Origin of the sequence: Christiangramia fulva (assembly GCF_003024155.1) — a bacterium.
GTDB lineage: Bacteria > Bacteroidota > Bacteroidia > Flavobacteriales > Flavobacteriaceae > Christiangramia > Christiangramia fulva.
Genome location: NZ_CP028136.1, coordinates 2,552,427 through 2,570,018, shown reverse-complemented (window position 1 = coordinate 2,570,018; position 17,592 = coordinate 2,552,427). Strand labels below are relative to the sequence as shown.

Below are 17,592 nucleotides of genomic sequence, written 5' to 3'. Positions count from 1 at the left end.
ATTTTTCCCGACTAAAATTTTATCTTTGTAATCCAAAATTTTAAGAGGTATGGTTTACAGATTCAGAGTGATTCTCGATGCGCAAGAAGATGTTTTTAGGGATATTGAAATGCTTCAGGAAAGCACCCTGGAAGATTTGCATAATGTGATCGTTCAGTCTTTCGGTTTCGACGGAACCGAAATGGCTTCCTTTTACATCAGTGATGAAAACTGGAACCAGGGCGAAGAGATCCATCAGTTTGACATGAGCGGGAATGACACCTCCATAAAACTGATGAACGAAACTACTCTTGACAGCGTTCTTTCTGAAGACCAGACAAAACTCATCTATGTCTACGATTTCCTGAAAATGTGGACTTTTTTAGTCGAACTTGCACAAATAGCTGAAGTGGAAGAAGGCCGGGATTACCCCAATTTAATGTTCGTTCATGGTCAGATCCCTGATAATGCACCCGATAAGGAATTCATTGGGGAAGATGAAAACCAGGGTCTTAATGGCGATGATGTTTTTGACGACGATAACTTTGATGATTTTTCTTATGACGATGAATGGAATTAATTCCCTTCCTGCATAGAAGATCAAAATTTCATCATACATTTTAACCATTTCCCTATTAACTCTTTTACTCATTAACTCTTTTTACACATTTCCTATAAATAATGATCAACCTTTATAACGCTCAAATTGAATCCCTTTCTATTCACCGCGTTGGCAATAAAAGCCGTGGTGAAAATATCTTTCTTTCGGCATCGACCTATCATTTAAATGATGAGATCAAACCACTTATCAAGGAATATTTTCTGAAGCCATTCCGCGAAAAAGAAGAATCTTATTATCGTTTTGATCATGAAACCGATCTGGAATTCAATGAGCTTTATAATTTGTCAAATTCGATCTTTGATGATCATTTGAATACACATGAATATTCCAAGAAAATTGCCACTCTTTTATATGAGCAGTCCAGCCATCCGCATATTAAAAGCGGGGAGGTTTACGTGGTATATTTTGAAAATATGCAGATCGATAATGAAAAAGTTTCGGCTATCGGAATCTTTAAATCTGAATTAAAACATGATTTCCTTCAGTTTGAGCAAAAAGGAAGCAATCTTGAGATGATCGTTGAGCAGGGAGTAAACCTGAATAAACTCGATAAAGGAGCACTTATTTTTAATAAAAACCGTGCGGAAGGTTACAAGATCATGAGTGTGGATTCAAATAAATATGACACGAAATACTGGCTGGAGAATTTCCTGGGAGTGGATGTTTTAGCTGATGAAAACTACTTCACGAAGAATTACCTGAATTTCTGTAAAAATTTCGCGAAAGACGTTGTTTTACCTGCCGAAGACAAAAAACAGGAGGTGATGTTCATGAACCGGAGCATGGATTATTTTGCTAAAAATGATGATTTTGAGGAAAGTAATTTCATGAATTCGGTGATTGATAATCCCGCACTGATCCCTGAATTTCAAAATTATAAAACCGAAAAGGCTCCAAAATACAAAGTTGAAGATCTCAGTACCTTTCCTATTTCAAATAAAGCCGTAACCGATGCGAGGAAAAAGATCAAAAACGTGATCACCCTGGACACTCATATCCAAATAAAAATGGATTTTGTAAATCCCGAGTCGGCTGAAAAATTCGTGGAAAAAGGCTGGGACGAAGAAAAACAGATGTATTATTACCTTGTTTATTTCAATAAAGAGGAAAAGAAATAAATGGCCATAAGCCTTAAAAAAGTCTGTTTCGGGCAAAGCGACGAATTAGGAAAGTACTATTCCAGCATTCGGCGCGTATTCACATTTTCGTAATTACGCTTCACAAAATCGAGGGCTGTCCTTAAAATCTGGCCCATGGTGCTGGCGCGTTTGAATTTCATGTCTTTCGAAAAAGCATAAAGCTCCTGCCGAAGCTGCAGAACATTCTCTTTAGTTGAAACATGGTCATTGATCATACACCTTATCAATTCTTTATAACGGCTTTTGGTATTGATCATTCTTTTTGCCAGAAGTGAACGTTCTTCCTTACGATATTGCTCAATAGAAGACTCTTCCAGTTTTTCGGAAACCAGCTTCACCATTTTGTAATTTTCCTTGAAGAACTGTGGGCGGTACACCTTCAAATTTCCTTCAAAACACTGCTGATCAAAATCTATGGCGCGAATCTGGTATTCCACATGATCAAAATCATGAGTGGGAATGACCACATAATTATAAGAACGCATATCTCCCAGCAACCTCACCGTACAGCGTTCATTGAATTTAACGAATTGCTTGGCAATTTGCGTTTGGGCTCTCAGATCACATTCAGGAAGGTGATCTTCTATAAATACATCACCTGGAATTCCCGCAATATGGGCTTCAATCAAAGTATCTTTATAAACAAGGAAATTAATACGGTGCGGAGAAAGCAAATGCTCAAATTCGAGTCCGTAAATTCGGGAAGCATCGGCTTTTTTCACATAGAAATAGGTAAAACTGTCGTTCAGTATATTCCGGACTTTAATGCGGAAAGGCTTGGAATTTCCGAAGGTGCAGTAATCAATTGCGTCAACATTCAGCCATTCCAGCGAATCCTCACTCCCGTCTGAATGCAAAATAGTATAGACCTTTTTAAGACTGGTATCAATTTCCTTTCGTTCATGATCGGCATAATAACAACGTATCCAGAAAGTATCCTGATCATGCTGATCATAAACTACGATAGAACCAGAAAACCTTAGCAGATCCTCATAAAAAACGGGTATTTTGGTATTTCGGTTATATTTTGCCAGGTAGCGGTTAAAGCGTTCATTAATAGGAAATGAAGGCTTCTTCTTTGACATAAGTTTTGGCTCCATAAATAAGGGCGTGTTTTCTCAAAAATATGCCTATTATAGGGAAAGATGTAACAAAATCCTATTTTAGACGTCGTATTTTTAAACACTTCATCAATCTTGGAAACAATTTTAAGTCTTAACAAGCTCACGAAGCGATTTGGAAGGCTCACCGCTGTAGACAATCTCAGCTTTAGCATTGAAAAAGGAAATGTGTACGGAATCCTGGGACCCAACGGCAGCGGGAAATCAACTACCCTCGGGATGGTTCTTAATGTGGTAAATAAATCTGATGGTGATTTCAGATGGTTCGACGGGAAAACATCAACCCATAATGCGCTGAAAAAAGTTGGAGCCATCATAGAGCATCCAAACTTTTACCCGTATATGACGGCTGAGCAAAACCTTGCTCTCGTATGTAAGATCAAGGGAACCAATCCCCAAAAAATACGTGAGAAACTGGAGATCGTGGGATTGCTTGACAGAAAAGACAGTAAATTTCGCACTTTTTCACTGGGAATGAAACAAAGGCTGGCTATTGCTTCTGCCCTGTTGAATGATCCTGAAATTCTTATTCTTGATGAGCCTACCAATGGTTTGGATCCCCAGGGAATCCACCAGATAAGGGAAATTATCCGCCAGATAGCTGCCGGCGGCACAACCATTCTTCTTGCTTCTCATTTGCTTGATGAAGTTGAAAAGGTTTGTTCGCACGTGGTGATCATCCGCAAAGGAAAAAAACTTTACAGTGGACCTGTTGATGAGATTGTGAACAGTCACGGATTTTTTGAGCTAAAAGCTGAAGACATGGCAAAGCTGGAAAGCCTGTTACAAACTCATCCCAATATTGGGAAAATCACTTTAAAAGACGGCTATTTAACCGCTATTCTTAATGCCCCAATGCAGGCCGAAGAAATTAACAGGTTTCTTTTTGAAAAGGGTTTAAGCCTTTCATACCTCAATAAGCGAAAAGAAAGTCTTGAAGAACAGTTCCTTCAGTTAACCAATCAAATCTCCCAGAATTAATGCTACGCTTACTCCAAATAGAATACGATAAACTGCGATATAGTCGTTCGGCAAGAATCCTCATCATTACTTATTTTATCCTGATCACTTTTATTGCACTGATCGCCTCGATAGAATTTAAAATTGGAGATATCGATTTCAGGGTTGCCGATCAGGGAATTTTCAATTTCCCTTATATCTGGCATTTTAATGCTTATATCGCGGCTTTGCTGAAAATATTTCTGGCCATTGTGATCGTTTCGATGATGTCTAACGAATATAGCAACCGTACGATCAAACAAAATCTGATAGACGGCCTCAGTAAAAAGGAATTCGTTTTATCAAAATTTCTTACAGTACTCGTCTTTTCAGGGATTTCCACGCTTTTTCTTTTTATTGTTTCCCTGATCTTAGGCTATTCCTTTTCAGATTATACTGAAATTTCCATCGTTTTTTCCGATCTCGAGTACCTCGTCGCCTATTTTGTGAAACTCACCGGTTTTTTTTCATTCTGTATGTTCCTGGGTGTTTTGGTTAAGCGCTCAGCCTTTGCCCTCGGATTCCTGGTAGTATGGTATATTTTTGAAAATATTCTGTATGCCGTCCTGAATTTCCGAATTTTCAAAGACAGTGATATCGCTGAAAGGATTATGCAGTTCTTTCCTTTGGAAGCGATGAGCAATTTGATTAAAGAACCGTTCACCCGTTTAAACGCGGTTCAGACTGCTGCAAATCAAATAGGCTCCCATCTAGATAAAGACTATGGAATTCACTGGTATCAGCTTTTAATTGTTATTATTTGGACAGCTTTTTTCGTGTGGGGGTCATTATTTTTACTTCGCAAAAGAGATTTGTAATTTTTTCCTTTTAAAATAATTTAAGGTTTATAAAGCTAATTGAGAGGAATTGCTTTAGGCCTGATTATTGCTTATTTTCGTGAGGCTATGAAAAAAGTAACCCAGCTGAATGAAATTTAAAATAAAATCAGATTATAAGCCTACGGGCGACCAGCCGGCAGCGATCAATCAACTCGTCACCGGCCTGGATAAACAGGAGCGCTACCAGACCTTGCTAGGGGTGACCGGCTCGGGAAAGACCTTTACGGTAGCCAATGTGATACAGGAAGTGCAAAAACCCACGCTGGTCCTTGCGCATAACAAAACACTTGCCGCACAGCTTTATTCAGAATTTAAACAATTTTTTCCCGATAATGCGGTGGAATATTTCGTAAGCTATTACGATTATTACCAGCCGGAAGCATTTATTCCCACTTCAGGAACCTATATCGAAAAGGATCTTTCAATCAATGAAGAGATCGAAAAGCTACGTTTAAGCACCACTTCGTCTTTGTTAAGTGGAAGAAGGGATGTTATTGTTGTCGCATCGGTTTCCTGTTTGTATGGTATCGGAAATCCGGTGGAATTTCGAAAAAATGTAGTATCTATTGAAAGAGATATGGAAATTTCCCGGACAAAATTTCTCCATCGTCTTGTTCAGAGTCTATATTCCCGTACCGAAGCTGAATTCAGTCATGGTAATTTCAGAATTAAAGGAGATACGGTGGATGTTTTCCCCAGTTATGCCGATAATGCCTTCCGAATTCATTTTTTTGGAGATGAAATCGAAGAAATTGAAGCTTTCGATCCCGGCACTAATGATATCATTGAAAAGTATGACCGGTTAAATATCTATCCGGCAAACATGTTTGTGACTTCTCCTGATGTATTACAGAACGCGATCAAAGACATTCAGGATGACCTGGTGAAACAGGTAAGTTATTTTCAGGAAATAGGAAAAAACCTGGAAGCAAAACGACTGGATGAAAGGACCAATTTCGACCTGGAGATGATCCGCGAACTGGGATACTGCTCAGGAATCGAAAATTATTCCCGCTATCTCGACGGAAGGAAACCTGGCACACGCCCTTTCTGCCTGCTAGATTATTTCCCTGATGATTTTTTAATGGTGGTGGATGAAAGCCATGTGACCATTCCGCAGGTACATGCCATGTACGGCGGTGACCGTTCAAGAAAAGAAACGCTGGTGGAATATGGTTTCCGCTTACCGGCGGCTATGGATAACCGTCCGTTGAAATTTGAAGAATTCGAAGCCCTTCAGAATCAGGTGATCTATGTCAGTGCCACTCCGGCTGAATATGAACTTCAGAAAAGTGAAGGCGTTTATGTGGAACAGGTGATACGGCCCACAGGCCTTCTTGATCCGGTTGTGGAAGTGCGTCCAAGTCTGAACCAGATCGATGATCTAATAGAAGAAATTCAAATCAGGGTTGAAAAAGACGAGCGTGTTCTGGTAACCACTCTTACAAAAAGGATGGCTGAAGAACTTACAAAATACCTTACCAGGATTGATGTACGCTGCCGTTATATTCATTCAGATATTGATACTTTGGAGCGCGTGGAAATCATGCAGGATCTCAGAAAAGGACTTTTTGATGTGCTTGTAGGGGTGAACTTGCTGCGGGAAGGGCTGGATTTACCGGAAGTTTCCCTTGTAGCCATTATCGATGCCGATAAGGAAGGTTTTTTAAGAAGCAACCGTTCATTGACCCAAACCATTGGTCGTGCAGCACGTCACGTTGACGGAAAAGCGATTCTCTATGCAGATAAAATCACCGATTCCATGCGCAAAACCATTGACCAAACGGAATATCGCCGGGAAAAACAGATTACTTACAACAAAGAAAATAATATTACCCCTACGCCTCTGGTGAAGAAATTTGACAGCGCTCTTATTCGTAAAAAACTGGATATTTATGAACATGAAGTCCGACCTGATCTCAAGGCTGCTGAAGAGGAAGCCGAATATCTCAGCAAATCCCAATTAGAGAAAAAGATCAGGGAGAAGCGAAAAGCCATGGAAACGGCTGCCAAAGAACTTGATTTTATGCAGGCTGCGAAGCTTAGGGACGAGATAAAAGTCCTGCAGGGAAAAATTAACGAGACGGCCTAAAATTTTTTTGTTTTAGGAATGAAAAAATAATATATATTTGACTCAGCCTTAAACATTTAAAGTTTTCCTGAAATGTCAGACAAACCTGTTTGACCATGAAAACATTTTTTTTATTTCTATGCATTTTTGCCTCCGGATTTAATTATGCCCAGGTGGGAATTGGCAATACCGACCCTAAGGCTCAGCTGGATATTTCCGCTACTAATTCAGCAAACCCGGAAGTTATAGACGGAATTTTAATTCCCCGAATTGATAAATTTCCCACGACCAATCCCGGAATCGATCATAACGGTATCATGGTATATTTAAATAAGACCGTTGGTTCAAATAATCCCGGCTTCTATTACTGGAGTTATTCAGAAAACAAATGGAAAGTTCTGGGAAATGATGCCTCATCTTCCAATTTTTACAAACCTGGGAGCTTGATAAGTCCTAATAATATCACTGATCAAATTTACCGTGACAACAGTATTGGTATTGGTACCGATCAGATTAATTCAAGATTGGAAATAGCCATCGCTCCGGGCAAGGATCTGGGTTTGAAAAGAGCTTTATCGGTAGATAATGCGAATTCCGCCACCGACAATCTCACCACCTATGGTATTGTTAATGACAACCGTAGTTCTACCAACGGCAATAAATATGGTTTTAAAAACAATGTTGGCGGTACAGGAACCGGCATCCATTACGGCATTTTTAATGAAGCTTATCAAAATACAGGAACTAATGATATTTACGGCATCTTCAACAGGGTTGGGAGAACCTTTGGCGCGAGGAGCAATAATTTTGGAATTTACAGCGAAATTGGAACCATACAGGGAGTGGGAAATATTTACGGAATCTACAGCATCGCCTTAGGTGACAGCAACAGTAATGTCTACGCCGGTTATTTTGCCGGAAGGCTTGGAATAGGAACTACCCCTGAAACTGATTATGTTTTACCCACCGCACGCGGCCTGGAAGGACAGGTAATGATGTTGAATGCCTCCGGAGAAGCTTCCTGGGCAAACGCCGGTTTCGAGAATTATTCTTCCGTCACCAGCGCTACCGGCAATTTTACCATCACTGATGAAGTTGGGACTTTACGGATCAACAATGGGGTCACTGGTATTGTTTTACCTCCTTCTGCACCAAATAAAGGAAGAATTATCCGACTTATTAACTGGGTGGGAAATTCAGAAAAACCTTTTATTTTCCAGGGAAGCGATGATCTATTTGATGTTCGCACGAACTCGAAAATTACAAGTATTAAACCTCAACAGTTATTTACAATCCAAAGCGCAGGTAACAGGTGGCTGTTGATCGATTACTGAAAATAAAAAAAGCGTCCACAAAATGCGGACGCCTCACCTTTAACTAATCAAACTCATTTTCAGCTTAGGCAATTTCGATCATTCGTTTTGCCTGCACCTTTGCTTCTTCTTTTTTAGGAAGCGCAATTTCAAGCACTCCGTTTTTATAAGAAGCTGAAATCTTCGAACTATCTACAGATTCTGGCAAACTAAAAGCTCTTTTAAAGGTGCTGTAGCTGAATTCTTTTCTTGTGAACCTACCGTTTTCCTCAGTAGATTCTTTTTCCTTTTTATCTTCCGAAGAAATAGTTAAAACATCGTTGTCCAGCTCGATATTGAAATCTTCTTTAGATTTACCGGGAGCTGCTACGTGAACATTAAAACTATCTTCGGTTTCCTGAATGTTGACAGCAGGGATACTGGTACCTATGCTGTTCACATTTGTTGTTCCTCCAAGCCAGTCAGTTCTGAACATATCATCAAAAACTGAAGGCAACCAATTTTCGTTTCTTTTAATTAAACTCATGACTCAAATATTTTAGGGGTTATTATTTTAATTTTCATTTATCATATTGCAATTCAAAGACCAACCAGAATTTCATGCCTTTTTGGCATTTATATCAATATTTTAAGTGTCATTTTGGCTTGTTTTGATTTTATATAATTTTCAGATTAGAAGATTAACTACCTTTATGGTAAATAGTTTTTGATGAAACATCTCTATAATAAGCTGATCAATTTCTTCAATTCAGTAAGAAACAATATTGCTTTCTACCCTACCCTGCTGGCGGCTTTAGGTTTTAACTTCGCCTTCTTAATGATCTACCTGGAAGAAAGGGGTATTTCGACCTATCTTCTGGAAACCGTGCCTGTATTAGTGGTGGATAATGGAAATACGGCCATGACGCTTTTAAGCTCTTTCATAACCGGTCTCATTTCAATGATGGTTTTTAGTTTCTCCATGGTAATGGTATTGCTTAACCAGGCATCAAGCAATTATTCTCCCCGACTCCTTCCGGGTTTGATTTCAGATAAAAACCACCAGTTTATCCTGGGAATCTACCTTTTTACCATACTCTACTGTATTTTTATCCTTTTTTCCATTCAGCCTACCGGAGATAAGTACCAGGTACCGGGATTTGCAGTACTGTTGTCCATTCTTTTCACCGTGGTTTGCATTTGTGCTTTTATTTATTTTATTCATAATATATCTCACAATATCCAGATCAATAATATCCTGGATCAGATTTTTCATCTTGCTGAAAAAAGACTGTCACGTCTTATCGAAGCTGAAGATGGCGGAGATAAAGATTTTCCAGATACCTCAGGCTGGTATGGATATCATTCTGAAAAGACCGGATATTTTCAGAACGTAGCTTTGAATAGCATCATTGACATTTGTAAAAAGGAAGAAACAAAAATTGAGATTCTACCCGTCAAAGGAATTTTTGTACTTCAAAGAATTCCCCTTTTTAAATCGGAAAAAGAACTTGATGAAGAAACTGTAAAAGAAATCTTATCGAATTTTAATTTCGCCAGGGGCGAACTAGTTGCGGATAATTACGCACTGGCTTTTAAACAGATCACCGAAATTATAGTGAAAGCAATGTCTCCGGGAATTAATGATCCCGGAACAGCACTTAACGGCATAGATTATCTTACCGAACTTTTTGCGCTTAGAATGAAAAAGCGAGACCAGTCAATTATTGCTAAAGATGAAAACGTGTATGTAAAAGTTGCAACTGTAAATTTTGCCGAATTGATGTATAATGTGCTGGCCTCCATACGAGTGTATTGTAAACATGATATTATTCTCATTCAGAAGCTCAGCACCATGTTTATTTACCTTAAATCTCAGGAAGCGATACATTCTTTTTATTACGACGTGATAAAAAACGAAGCGAAAATTCTCCTGGAGGATGCCTATGAAAGTATTGAAAATAAAAGTGACCTAAAAGTTATTGAAAGGCTGGCCCGAAAACTTGATATAAAGACAGAGAAATTCAAAATTGATAATTTACCTTTGACGCATGGCATTAACAAATAACGATATTTTTAAAAAACTGAGAGTAGCCCACAAACTTACCAATGATGATATTGTAAAGATCTGTGAGCTTGTTGATTTTAAAGTTACTAAAAGTGAACTCGGCGCTATCTTCCGCAGAGAAGGACACGAAAAATATATGGAATGCGGTGACCAGTTCCTGAGAAATTTCCTTGACGGTCTTATTATTCATCTTAGGGGACCCATGCCCGAACCAAAAGGAAAAACACTTAAAAAATCAAAAAAATAGTTTTAGTTTAAAGCAGCAAAAAGCCGCGCCCGATGGGCGCGGCTTTGCATTCATAAAACCAGGATTCTATCCTCTGGTAAGTTTTTTATACTTAATCCGTTTCGGCATAATATCCCCACCAAGACGTTTCTTCTTATTCTCTTCGTATTCTGAAAAACTTCCTTCAAAGAAATATACCTGCGAATCTCCTTCAAAAGAAAGAATATGGGTACAAACCCTGTCTAAAAACCACCGGTCGTGAGAGATAATCACCGCACAGCCGGCAAAATTCTCAAGTCCTTCTTCCAGGGCCCGCAATGTATTCACGTCAAGGTCGTTGGTAGGCTCATCGAGCAGAAGTACGTTTCCTTCTTCCTTTAAAGTCATCGCCAGGTGCAGCCTGTTGCGTTCACCTCCCGAAAGCATACTGACCTTTTTATTCTGTTCGCTTCCGCTGAAATTAAAACGGCTTAGATAAGCCCTTGAATTTACCTGCCTGCCGCCCATCATGATAAGTTCCTGCTCATCACTGAAGTTTTGCCAGATGGTCTTTTCAGAGTCGATATTAGCATGGCTTTGATCGACATAGGCGATTTTCGCGGTTTCCCCAACTTCAAAACTTCCTTTATCGGGTTGCTCTTCGCCCATGATCATCTTAAAAATAGTAGTTTTACCGGCACCGTTGGGACCTATGATTCCCACAATTCCGGCCTGTGGAAGACTGAAATTCAAATCTTCGTAAAGAAGTTTATCACCAAATGCCTTGCTCACTCCTTTGGCGTCGATCACATTGGTTCCTAAACGCGGACCGTTTGGAATATAAATTTCCAGCTGTTCGTCCATTTTTTTCTGATCCTGGCTAAGGAGCTTATCGTAATTCTTCAGCCTTGCTTTCTGTTTGGATTGACGGCCTTTAGGACTCATTTTTGCCCATTCCAGCTCCCTTTCCAGAGTTTTCTGGCGTTTGCTGGCCTGTTTCTGTTCCTGGGCCAAACGTTTTGATTTCTGATCGAGCCATGACGAATAGTTCCCCTTCCAAGGAATACCTTCCCCACGGTCGAGTTCCAGGATCCATCCGGCAACATTATCCAGAAAATAACGGTCATGGGTTACGGCGATCACTGTTCCCTTATATTGTTGAAGATGATGCTCCAGCCAGTGTACAGATTCGGCGTCAAGGTGGTTAGTAGGCTCGTCGAGCAGTAAAACATCCGGTTCCTGAAGCAATAAACGGCAAAGGGCGACCCTTCTTCTTTCTCCTCCTGAAAGTACCGATATCTTCTTGTCGGGCTCCGGCGTACGCAAAGCATCCATCGCGATCTCGAGCTTGGTGTCAAGTTCCCAGGCGTTGCTGGCATCGATCTTATCCTGAAGTTCTGCCTGCCTGTCCATGAGCTTTTGCATTTTATCTGCATTTTCATAAACTTCGGGCAGACCAAACATATCATTGATCTTATTGTACTCATCGAGCACAGCCACAGTTTCGGCAGCTCCTTCTTTTACAACTTCAAGTACGGTTTTATTTTCATCCAGCTCAGGTTCCTGCTCAAGAAGTCCTACGCTATAATTGGGTGAAAAAACAACATCTCCCTGATAATTCTGATCCTGTCCTGCAATAATTTTTAAAAGCGTGGATTTTCCGGAACCGTTAAGTCCCAAAATCCCAATTTTCGCTCCATAGAAAAAACTGAGATAAATATTCTTCAATACCGGAGTGTTCGCCCTTGGATAGGTTTTGGTAACTCCAGACATTGAAAAGATCACTTTATTATCGTCTGCCATATATTTTAAAAATTTAAATTTATCGTGTTTTTTGAGTCAGCAAATATCTGCAATTTTTCGCAGAAATCAGTTTTCATAAACTCCTAATAATCGCATTACAACCAGCATTTGACCGGTATGATAGGCGCTATGTTCTATTACCAGCATCAGTTCCCTCAAAAGCGTGTGATCTTCAGAATTCCTAACCGCCGCATCCAGTTTATTTTTCTTATCAGCCACAAACTCTTTGAGCATCTCCCTGTCATCAAAAAAATCCTTTTTCAGCTTTTCCCAGTTTTTTTCGTCTTTTGGCTTTACGGAATCCGGCCAGTAATCATCGGGCCATTGACTGGTTTTGTAATCGCCGGAAATAGTATATTCCAATATATCTTTCTGGGCGAAGGTGATATGAAAAAAAAGCTCGTAAAAGGAATAGGGCAAAGCTTCAGGCCGAATTCCTACTTTTTCAAAGGGCATTTTCTTCAACATTTCGTCAATGGGCATAAAAGCTTCCCCACCCATAAGGTGTGCCGTTAATTGTTTTCTGATTTCTTCCACAATTCTTTTTTTTGGTGAGTTTTAAAGTTAAAAAAAGGGATGACGAGGAAAAAAATTTAGCAGATGTTTCTGATGATCACCCGGAGAAAATATTTCTGAAACTAACAAAACCGGGATAAATTCGGCTCAAACCCTTCCTTTAAGAGCATTGAAGACCCACGAGATGAAGAAAAACCCTATTCCGGTGGTGGAAAAACCAATAGCGTAATCATTATATTTTAAAACTCCCAAAAGAACAAGAGCTGTTCCTACCAGGAACATCAAAAAGGAGGCCCATCCAAAAATGGTATTTTTATTCATTCCCATAATTCACGTTTAAGTACAAATATCGGGTATTTTAATGATTCTTTACATTTAAGTCTTCAGGTGATTTTGTATTTTAGCCCGACACCTTTCTGAAATAAAAATCCTATTAATTTTTCAGAATAACAGATTATTTGAAAATTAATCTCTTATTTAGGCTGTAAATATTATAAATAATTCAACAAGAATGGATATTAACTTCAATAAAAATGAAGATCATAATAAGCTTCTGGTTTCTGCCATGCGTCAGAAGCTTTCCAAAATAAAGCTTGGCGGAGGTGAAAAACGTATTGAAAAACACCATTCCAAAGGAAAAATGACAGCCCGGGAAAGAATAAATTTCTTGCTCGATAACCCCGAAAAAGCCATTGAAATTGGTGCTTTTGCCGGCGACGGAATGTACAGGGAACATGGCGGTTGCCCAAGTGGCGGTGTAGTGGTGAAAATCGGTTACGTTTCAGGAAAGCAATGTATAGTTGTGGCAAATGATGCGACCGTAAAAGCCGGCGCCTGGTTTCCTATTACCGGAAAGAAAAACCTTAGAGCCCAGGAAATCGCCATTGAAAACAGGCTTCCTATTATATATCTTGTAGACAGTGCGGGCGTTTACCTTCCCATGCAGGATGAAATTTTTCCCGATAAGGAACATTTTGGAAGGATCTTCAGGAATAATGCCGTAATGAGCAGTATGGGAATCACTCAAATAGCAGCCGTCATGGGAAGTTGTGTGGCCGGTGGTGCTTATTTGCCCATCATGAGTGATGAAGCGCTGATCGTTGAAAAAACCGGCAGCATTTTCCTGGCGGGAAGTTACCTGGTAAAAGCAGCTATCGGCGAATCTGTAGATAATGAAACCCTTGGCGGTGCTACCACTCACAGCGAAATAAGCGGGGTGACCGATTATAAAGCCAAAGATGATGAAGATGCGCTTACCCGTATTAAAAATATCATGGATAAGATCGGGGATTTTGACAAGGCCGGATTTAACAGAAAAAAACCCGCGAAACCAAAGGAAAATTCCGAAGAAATCTACGGTATTCTTCCTAAGAAACGCAGTGATCAGTATGATATGCATGAAATTATCTACCGGCTTATCGATGATTCAGAATTTGAAGAATATAAAGAAGGTTACGGAAAATCTATTATCACCGGTTACGCCAGGATTGATGGCTGGGCCGTTGGAATTGTTGCCAATCAGCGTAAAATTGTAAAAACCAAAAAAGGCGAAATGCAATTTGGCGGAGTAATTTATTCTGATTCTGCCGATAAAGCCACGCGTTTTATTGCCAATTGCAATCAAAAGAAGATTCCACTGGTCTTTTTGCAGGATGTCACGGGATTCATGGTAGGCAGCAAAAGCGAACATGGAGGTATCATAAAAGATGGTGCGAAAATGGTCAATGCCGTAAGCAATTCGGTAGTTCCAAAATTTACCGTGATCATTGGTAATTCATATGGCGCGGGCAATTATGCCATGTGCGGGAAAGCTTATGACCCCCGCCTGATCGTTGCCTGGCCGAGTGCGGAGCTTGCTGTGATGGGCGGTACCCAGGCTGCAAAAGTCCTTGCGCAGATTGAAACGGCAGCCATGGCGAAAAAAGGAGAAAAAGTAGACGAAGAAAAAGAAAAAGAGGTTTTCGATAAACTGAAGGCGAAATACGACGAACAAACCTCAGCCTATTATGCCGCGGCGAGATTATGGACCGATGCCATCATCGATCCCCTTGATACCCGAAAATGGATCTCTATGGGAATCGAAGCCGCAAATCATGCGCCTATCGAAAAAGATTTTAATTTAGGAGTTATTCAAACCTGATCTATTTATGAAAAACCTGATTTTAAGCTTCCTTTTAATAACAGGAAGTTTTTCTTCTTTTGCCCAGGTTGTGGGCGAAAATAATACTGAGTTTACACGAGCCGATACCCTTCGCGGTTCTTTACGTCCTGAAAGGACCAATTATGACGTAAAGAGCTATCATCTTAAACTGAAGGTGGAACCGGAGAAAAAATTCATTTCCGGCTCAAATATTATCGCGTTTGAAGTTTTGAATGACATGCCGGTGATGCAGCTGGATCTTTTCGATAATATGAAAATTGACTCCATTGTCTATAAAAATAAAAACCTGGATTATCGCAGGGAATTCAACGCGGTTTTCATCAATTTTCCTGAGGCTCTTCAAAAAGGATTAAAAGATTCCCTACAGTTTTACTACCACGGTCATCCTAAAGAAGCTTTGCATGCGCCATGGGACGGCGGATTTGTATGGACTGAAGATGACGAGGGAAATCCGTGGGTAGGCGTTGCCGTTCAGGGTACGGGCGCAAGTTTATGGTATCCGAACAAAGACCACCAAAGCGACGAACCTGAAGAAGCGCAAATGGACATTTCGGTGCCCAATGGCCTGATGGATGTCTCTAACGGACGATTTCTCGGGAAAACCGATTTGGGAAACGGATTTACCGAGTGGCGCTGGAAAGTGGTTAATCCCATCAATAATTACGACATCATGATCAATGTGGGGAATTATGTCCATTTTTCTGATAAATACAAAGACCTGGATCTTGACTATTATGTACTGCCCTATAATCTTGAAAAAGCGAAAAAGCAATTTGAAGAAGTTAAGGATATGATGGCCTGCTTTTATGAGAAAATGGGACCCTATCCTTTTCCTGAAGATGGCTATAAACTTGTGGAAGCGCCCTATCTGGGGATGGAACATCAAAGTGCTGTAGCCTACGGAAATCATTATCAGAATGGCTACCTGGGAAGAGATCTATCGGGTACGGGAATAGGCCTGAAATGGGATTTCATCATTATTCATGAATCGGGTCACGAATGGTTTGGCAACAGCATCACCGCAAAAGATATCGCCGATATGTGGATTCATGAAGGTTTTACCAGTTACACCGAGGCTATTTATGTCGAATGTGAATGGGGAAAAGAAGAAGCTCTTGAATACCTGCAGGGCTTACGTGGAAATATTGCCAATGATGTGCCTATCATTGGAAAGTATGGCGTAAACAGCGAAGGTTCCGGAGATATGTATTACAAAGGTTCCAACCTTCTAAATACCATTAGAAGCATTTATGACGACGACGAACTTTGGTGGAATACCTTAAAGGATTATACAAAAACTTTCAGGCATCAAACGGTTTCTACCAAACAGGTAGAAGATTTTTTCAATAAACCAATAGAAACCGATTTAAAACCGATTTTTGACCAGTACCTGCGACACAGCTCCATCCCTGAGCTCCAGCTAAAAGAAGAAAATGATCAAATCTGGTATCGCTGGAAAGCCGAGGTAAAAGATTTTTCGATGCCTGTTGACGTGTTTATTGACGGAAAGGAAAAAAGGCTAAGAGCAACTTCAAATTGGCAAAAAATAAATTCTGAAGAAGACGACCTGGGAGATATCCGGGTAAATAAAAAGGAATTTTATGTAGACGTCCGGAAAATGTAAATTTTCAGGAGATATTTATTTTAATCCACTTTGCTTCTGATGGTATTCTCACGGTGGATTTTACCACTTGAAGTTTCCTCAAATTTGGCTATAAAATAGATCTTTTTCGGTTTCTCATACTTTTCAAGAGTTTCCAGATTATCTATTTTATGTCTAAGCTTTTGAAGGTTTTCCTCTGAAAAATCATCTTCCACAAATAAAACCAATTTTTGACCCAGCGATTCATCTGGCAAGGAACTTACAAAAAAACGTTTATCGAGGATTTTATTGATCTTCCTTTCAATTTGCTCAGGAAAAAGCTTTATGCCTCCCGAATTAATAATATTGTCATATCGACCTTTCCAGATAAAGGTTTTGTAAGTAACAATTTCAACCACATCATTGGTAACGATCTCCTCATCTAGCACATTGGGCGCTTTAATAATAAGGCATCCCCGATAATCCTGTGAGATCGTGATATTGGGAAGAAGTTTGAATGCCCGTACTTCTTTCTTTCTTTTTTGGGGATTAAGCCTCTTCGCCGCAATATGACTGCAGGTTTCGGTCATTCCGTAGGTTTCGTAAATTTTCGCATCTACATCTGCAACCATTTTCCGGATCTTGGAAGAAACAGCTCCCCCACCAATGATCAGTTTTTTTACTAAATGAAGCCGCGCGATTGAATTATCAAGCTGAAACGGTGTCATTGCTGAGAAATCGTACACTTTGTAAACATGATCAAGCGGATTGGAAGAAGGAGGCACGGTATCGAGGTGCCAACCCAGATACATGGCTCTTACCAGCATCATTTTACCCGCGATATAACCGGCTGGAAGGCATAGAAGCGCCCTTGTGGCCACCGGTAATTTAAAAAATTTGGCAGTTGCCATAGCCGAATTCAGCATATGCTGTTTTTTAAGCTTTATTTTTTTGGGCTCGCCGGTAGATCCTGACGTATAAACCTCAACAAAAGAAGTGGGTTTCAGCCAGTCAAGAAGAAAGCTGCCTATCTCCTCTTCGAAAGGTTCCCCCTCCTTAATGAAGCTATAGGCTACCTGTCGCAATTCAGCATTGGTGAAATGCTGCTTATTTAGCTTGAATTCCGGATGCGTTTCCGGAAGTTTAAATTTGTCTGCCATATCTTACAACCAAAGTTGTTTTTAAGATCTGAACT

Annotated in this window: 16 protein-coding genes; 10 read left to right on the top strand and 6 right to left on the bottom strand. The window is 40.0% G+C overall.

From position 1 onward, the window contains the following. The first annotated feature begins 49 nt into the window (after positions 1-49). A complete protein-coding gene (locus C7S20_RS11450; RefSeq protein ID WP_107012590.1) occupies positions 50-559 on the top strand; it encodes an IS1096 element passenger TnpR family protein in 510 nt (169 codons plus the stop codon). 101 nt (positions 560-660) lie between these two features. Then, positions 661-1,719, top strand: coding sequence for a nucleoid-associated protein (locus C7S20_RS11445; protein WP_107012589.1), 1,059 nt, complete (start codon positions 661-663; stop codon positions 1,717-1,719). 56 nt (positions 1,720-1,775) lie between these two features. Here C7S20_RS11445 and C7S20_RS11440 read toward each other — a convergent pair whose 3' ends face one another. Next, a complete protein-coding gene (locus C7S20_RS11440) occupies positions 1,776-2,840 on the bottom strand; it encodes a hypothetical protein (protein WP_107012588.1) in 1,065 nt (354 codons plus the stop codon). A gap of 96 nt (positions 2,841-2,936) precedes the next feature. On the opposite strand from C7S20_RS11440, the gene C7S20_RS11435 reads away from it, so the two are divergent. From C7S20_RS11435 to C7S20_RS11420, 4 genes are all read left to right on the top strand, one after another. Continuing rightward, positions 2,937-3,842, top strand: a complete 906-nt coding sequence (locus C7S20_RS11435) for an ABC transporter ATP-binding protein (RefSeq protein WP_107012587.1) — start codon at positions 2,937-2,939, stop codon at positions 3,840-3,842. Continuing rightward, positions 3,842-4,678 carry an ABC transporter permease gene (locus C7S20_RS11430; RefSeq protein ID WP_107012586.1) on the top strand — a complete coding sequence of 279 codons (837 nt, stop codon included), beginning with the start codon at positions 3,842-3,844 and terminating at the stop codon, positions 4,676-4,678. The genes C7S20_RS11435 and C7S20_RS11430 overlap by 1 nt, the downstream gene beginning before the upstream one ends. A 109-nt stretch (positions 4,679-4,787) precedes the next feature. Further along, positions 4,788-6,791 (top strand): excinuclease ABC subunit UvrB, encoded by a 2,004-nt coding sequence (gene uvrB / locus C7S20_RS11425; protein WP_107012585.1) that lies wholly within the window; start codon positions 4,788-4,790, stop codon positions 6,789-6,791. Positions 6,792-6,886: 95 nt separating this feature from the next. After that, a complete protein-coding gene (locus tag C7S20_RS11420; protein ID WP_107014217.1) occupies positions 6,887-8,104 on the top strand; it encodes a hypothetical protein in 1,218 nt (405 codons plus the stop codon). A 64-nt stretch (positions 8,105-8,168) separates the two neighbouring features. On the opposite strand, the gene C7S20_RS11415 is transcribed toward C7S20_RS11420, so the two are convergent. Next, entirely contained in the window at positions 8,169-8,609 is a 441-nt protein-coding gene (locus tag C7S20_RS11415) for an Hsp20/alpha crystallin family protein (protein ID WP_107012584.1), read from the bottom strand. A 183-nt stretch (positions 8,610-8,792) separates the two neighbouring features. Between C7S20_RS11415 and C7S20_RS11410 the strand changes: the two genes are divergently transcribed. Next, positions 8,793-10,130: a DUF2254 domain-containing protein gene (locus C7S20_RS11410; protein ID WP_107012583.1), complete on the top strand. Its 1,338-nt coding sequence runs from the start codon at positions 8,793-8,795 to the stop codon at positions 10,128-10,130. Beyond that, the gene (locus C7S20_RS11405; protein ID WP_107012582.1) at positions 10,114-10,377 is read left to right on the top strand and encodes a DUF1456 family protein; all 264 of its coding nucleotides are present in this window, start codon (positions 10,114-10,116) and stop codon (positions 10,375-10,377) included. Before C7S20_RS11410 ends, C7S20_RS11405 begins: the two co-directional genes overlap by 17 nt. A 66-nt stretch (positions 10,378-10,443) precedes the next feature. On the opposite strand, the gene ettA is transcribed toward C7S20_RS11405, so the two are convergent. The 3 genes from ettA to C7S20_RS11390 all read right to left on the bottom strand — a co-directional run bounded on the left by ettA (position 10,444) and on the right by C7S20_RS11390 (position 12,981). Further along, entirely contained in the window at positions 10,444-12,138 is a 1,695-nt protein-coding gene (gene ettA / locus C7S20_RS11400; RefSeq protein WP_107012581.1) for an energy-dependent translational throttle protein EttA, read from the bottom strand. A gap of 66 nt (positions 12,139-12,204) precedes the next feature. Next, positions 12,205-12,675, bottom strand: coding sequence for a DinB family protein (locus C7S20_RS11395; RefSeq protein WP_227008998.1), 471 nt, complete (start codon positions 12,673-12,675; stop codon positions 12,205-12,207). A 126-nt stretch (positions 12,676-12,801) separates the two neighbouring features. Next, positions 12,802-12,981, bottom strand: coding sequence for a CAL67264 family membrane protein (locus tag C7S20_RS11390; RefSeq protein ID WP_107012580.1), 180 nt, complete (start codon positions 12,979-12,981; stop codon positions 12,802-12,804). A 184-nt stretch (positions 12,982-13,165) separates the two neighbouring features. Here C7S20_RS11390 and C7S20_RS11385 point away from each other — a divergent pair, with 184 nt between their 5' ends. Continuing rightward, positions 13,166-14,794 carry an acyl-CoA carboxylase subunit beta gene (locus C7S20_RS11385; protein WP_107012579.1) on the top strand — a complete coding sequence of 543 codons (1,629 nt, stop codon included), beginning with the start codon at positions 13,166-13,168 and terminating at the stop codon, positions 14,792-14,794. A 7-nt stretch (positions 14,795-14,801) separates the two neighbouring features. Continuing rightward, on the top strand, positions 14,802-16,439 hold the full coding sequence (locus C7S20_RS11380; RefSeq protein ID WP_107012578.1) for a M1 family metallopeptidase: 1,638 nt from the start codon (positions 14,802-14,804) through the stop codon (positions 16,437-16,439). 20 nt (positions 16,440-16,459) lie between these two features. Here C7S20_RS11380 and C7S20_RS11375 read toward each other — a convergent pair whose 3' ends face one another. After that, positions 16,460-17,557: an AMP-binding protein gene (locus tag C7S20_RS11375; RefSeq protein WP_107012577.1), complete on the bottom strand. Its 1,098-nt coding sequence runs from the start codon at positions 17,555-17,557 to the stop codon at positions 16,460-16,462. Between the last annotated feature and the right edge of the window lie 35 nt (positions 17,558-17,592).

Bases quoted from the DNA above. Each gene is read 5' to 3' on its own strand.
- C7S20_RS11390 (WP_107012580.1), bottom strand. From the start codon at position 12,981: ATGGGAATGAATAAAAATACCATTTTTGGATGGGCCTCCTTTTTGATG.
- C7S20_RS11450 (WP_107012590.1), top strand. From the start codon at position 50: ATGGTTTACAGATTCAGAGTGATTCTCGATGCGCAAGAAGATGTTTTT.
- uvrB (WP_107012585.1), top strand. From the start codon at position 4,788: ATGAAATTTAAAATAAAATCAGATTATAAGCCTACGGGCGACCAGCCG.
- C7S20_RS11445 (WP_107012589.1), top strand. From the start codon at position 661: ATGATCAACCTTTATAACGCTCAAATTGAATCCCTTTCTATTCACCGC.
- C7S20_RS11430 (WP_107012586.1), top strand. From the start codon at position 3,842: ATGCTACGCTTACTCCAAATAGAATACGATAAACTGCGATATAGTCGT.
- ettA (WP_107012581.1), bottom strand. From the start codon at position 12,138: ATGGCAGACGATAATAAAGTGATCTTTTCAATGTCTGGAGTTACCAAA.
- C7S20_RS11375 (WP_107012577.1), bottom strand. From the start codon at position 17,557: ATGGCAGACAAATTTAAACTTCCGGAAACGCATCCGGAATTCAAGCTA.
- C7S20_RS11420 (WP_107014217.1), top strand. From the start codon at position 6,887: ATGAAAACATTTTTTTTATTTCTATGCATTTTTGCCTCCGGATTTAAT.
- C7S20_RS11380 (WP_107012578.1), top strand. From the start codon at position 14,802: ATGAAAAACCTGATTTTAAGCTTCCTTTTAATAACAGGAAGTTTTTCT.
- C7S20_RS11415 (WP_107012584.1), bottom strand. From the start codon at position 8,609: ATGAGTTTAATTAAAAGAAACGAAAATTGGTTGCCTTCAGTTTTTGAT.
- C7S20_RS11405 (WP_107012582.1), top strand. From the start codon at position 10,114: ATGGCATTAACAAATAACGATATTTTTAAAAAACTGAGAGTAGCCCAC.
- C7S20_RS11410 (WP_107012583.1), top strand. From the start codon at position 8,793: ATGAAACATCTCTATAATAAGCTGATCAATTTCTTCAATTCAGTAAGA.
- C7S20_RS11385 (WP_107012579.1), top strand. From the start codon at position 13,166: ATGGATATTAACTTCAATAAAAATGAAGATCATAATAAGCTTCTGGTT.
- C7S20_RS11440 (WP_107012588.1), bottom strand. From the start codon at position 2,840: ATGGAGCCAAAACTTATGTCAAAGAAGAAGCCTTCATTTCCTATTAAT.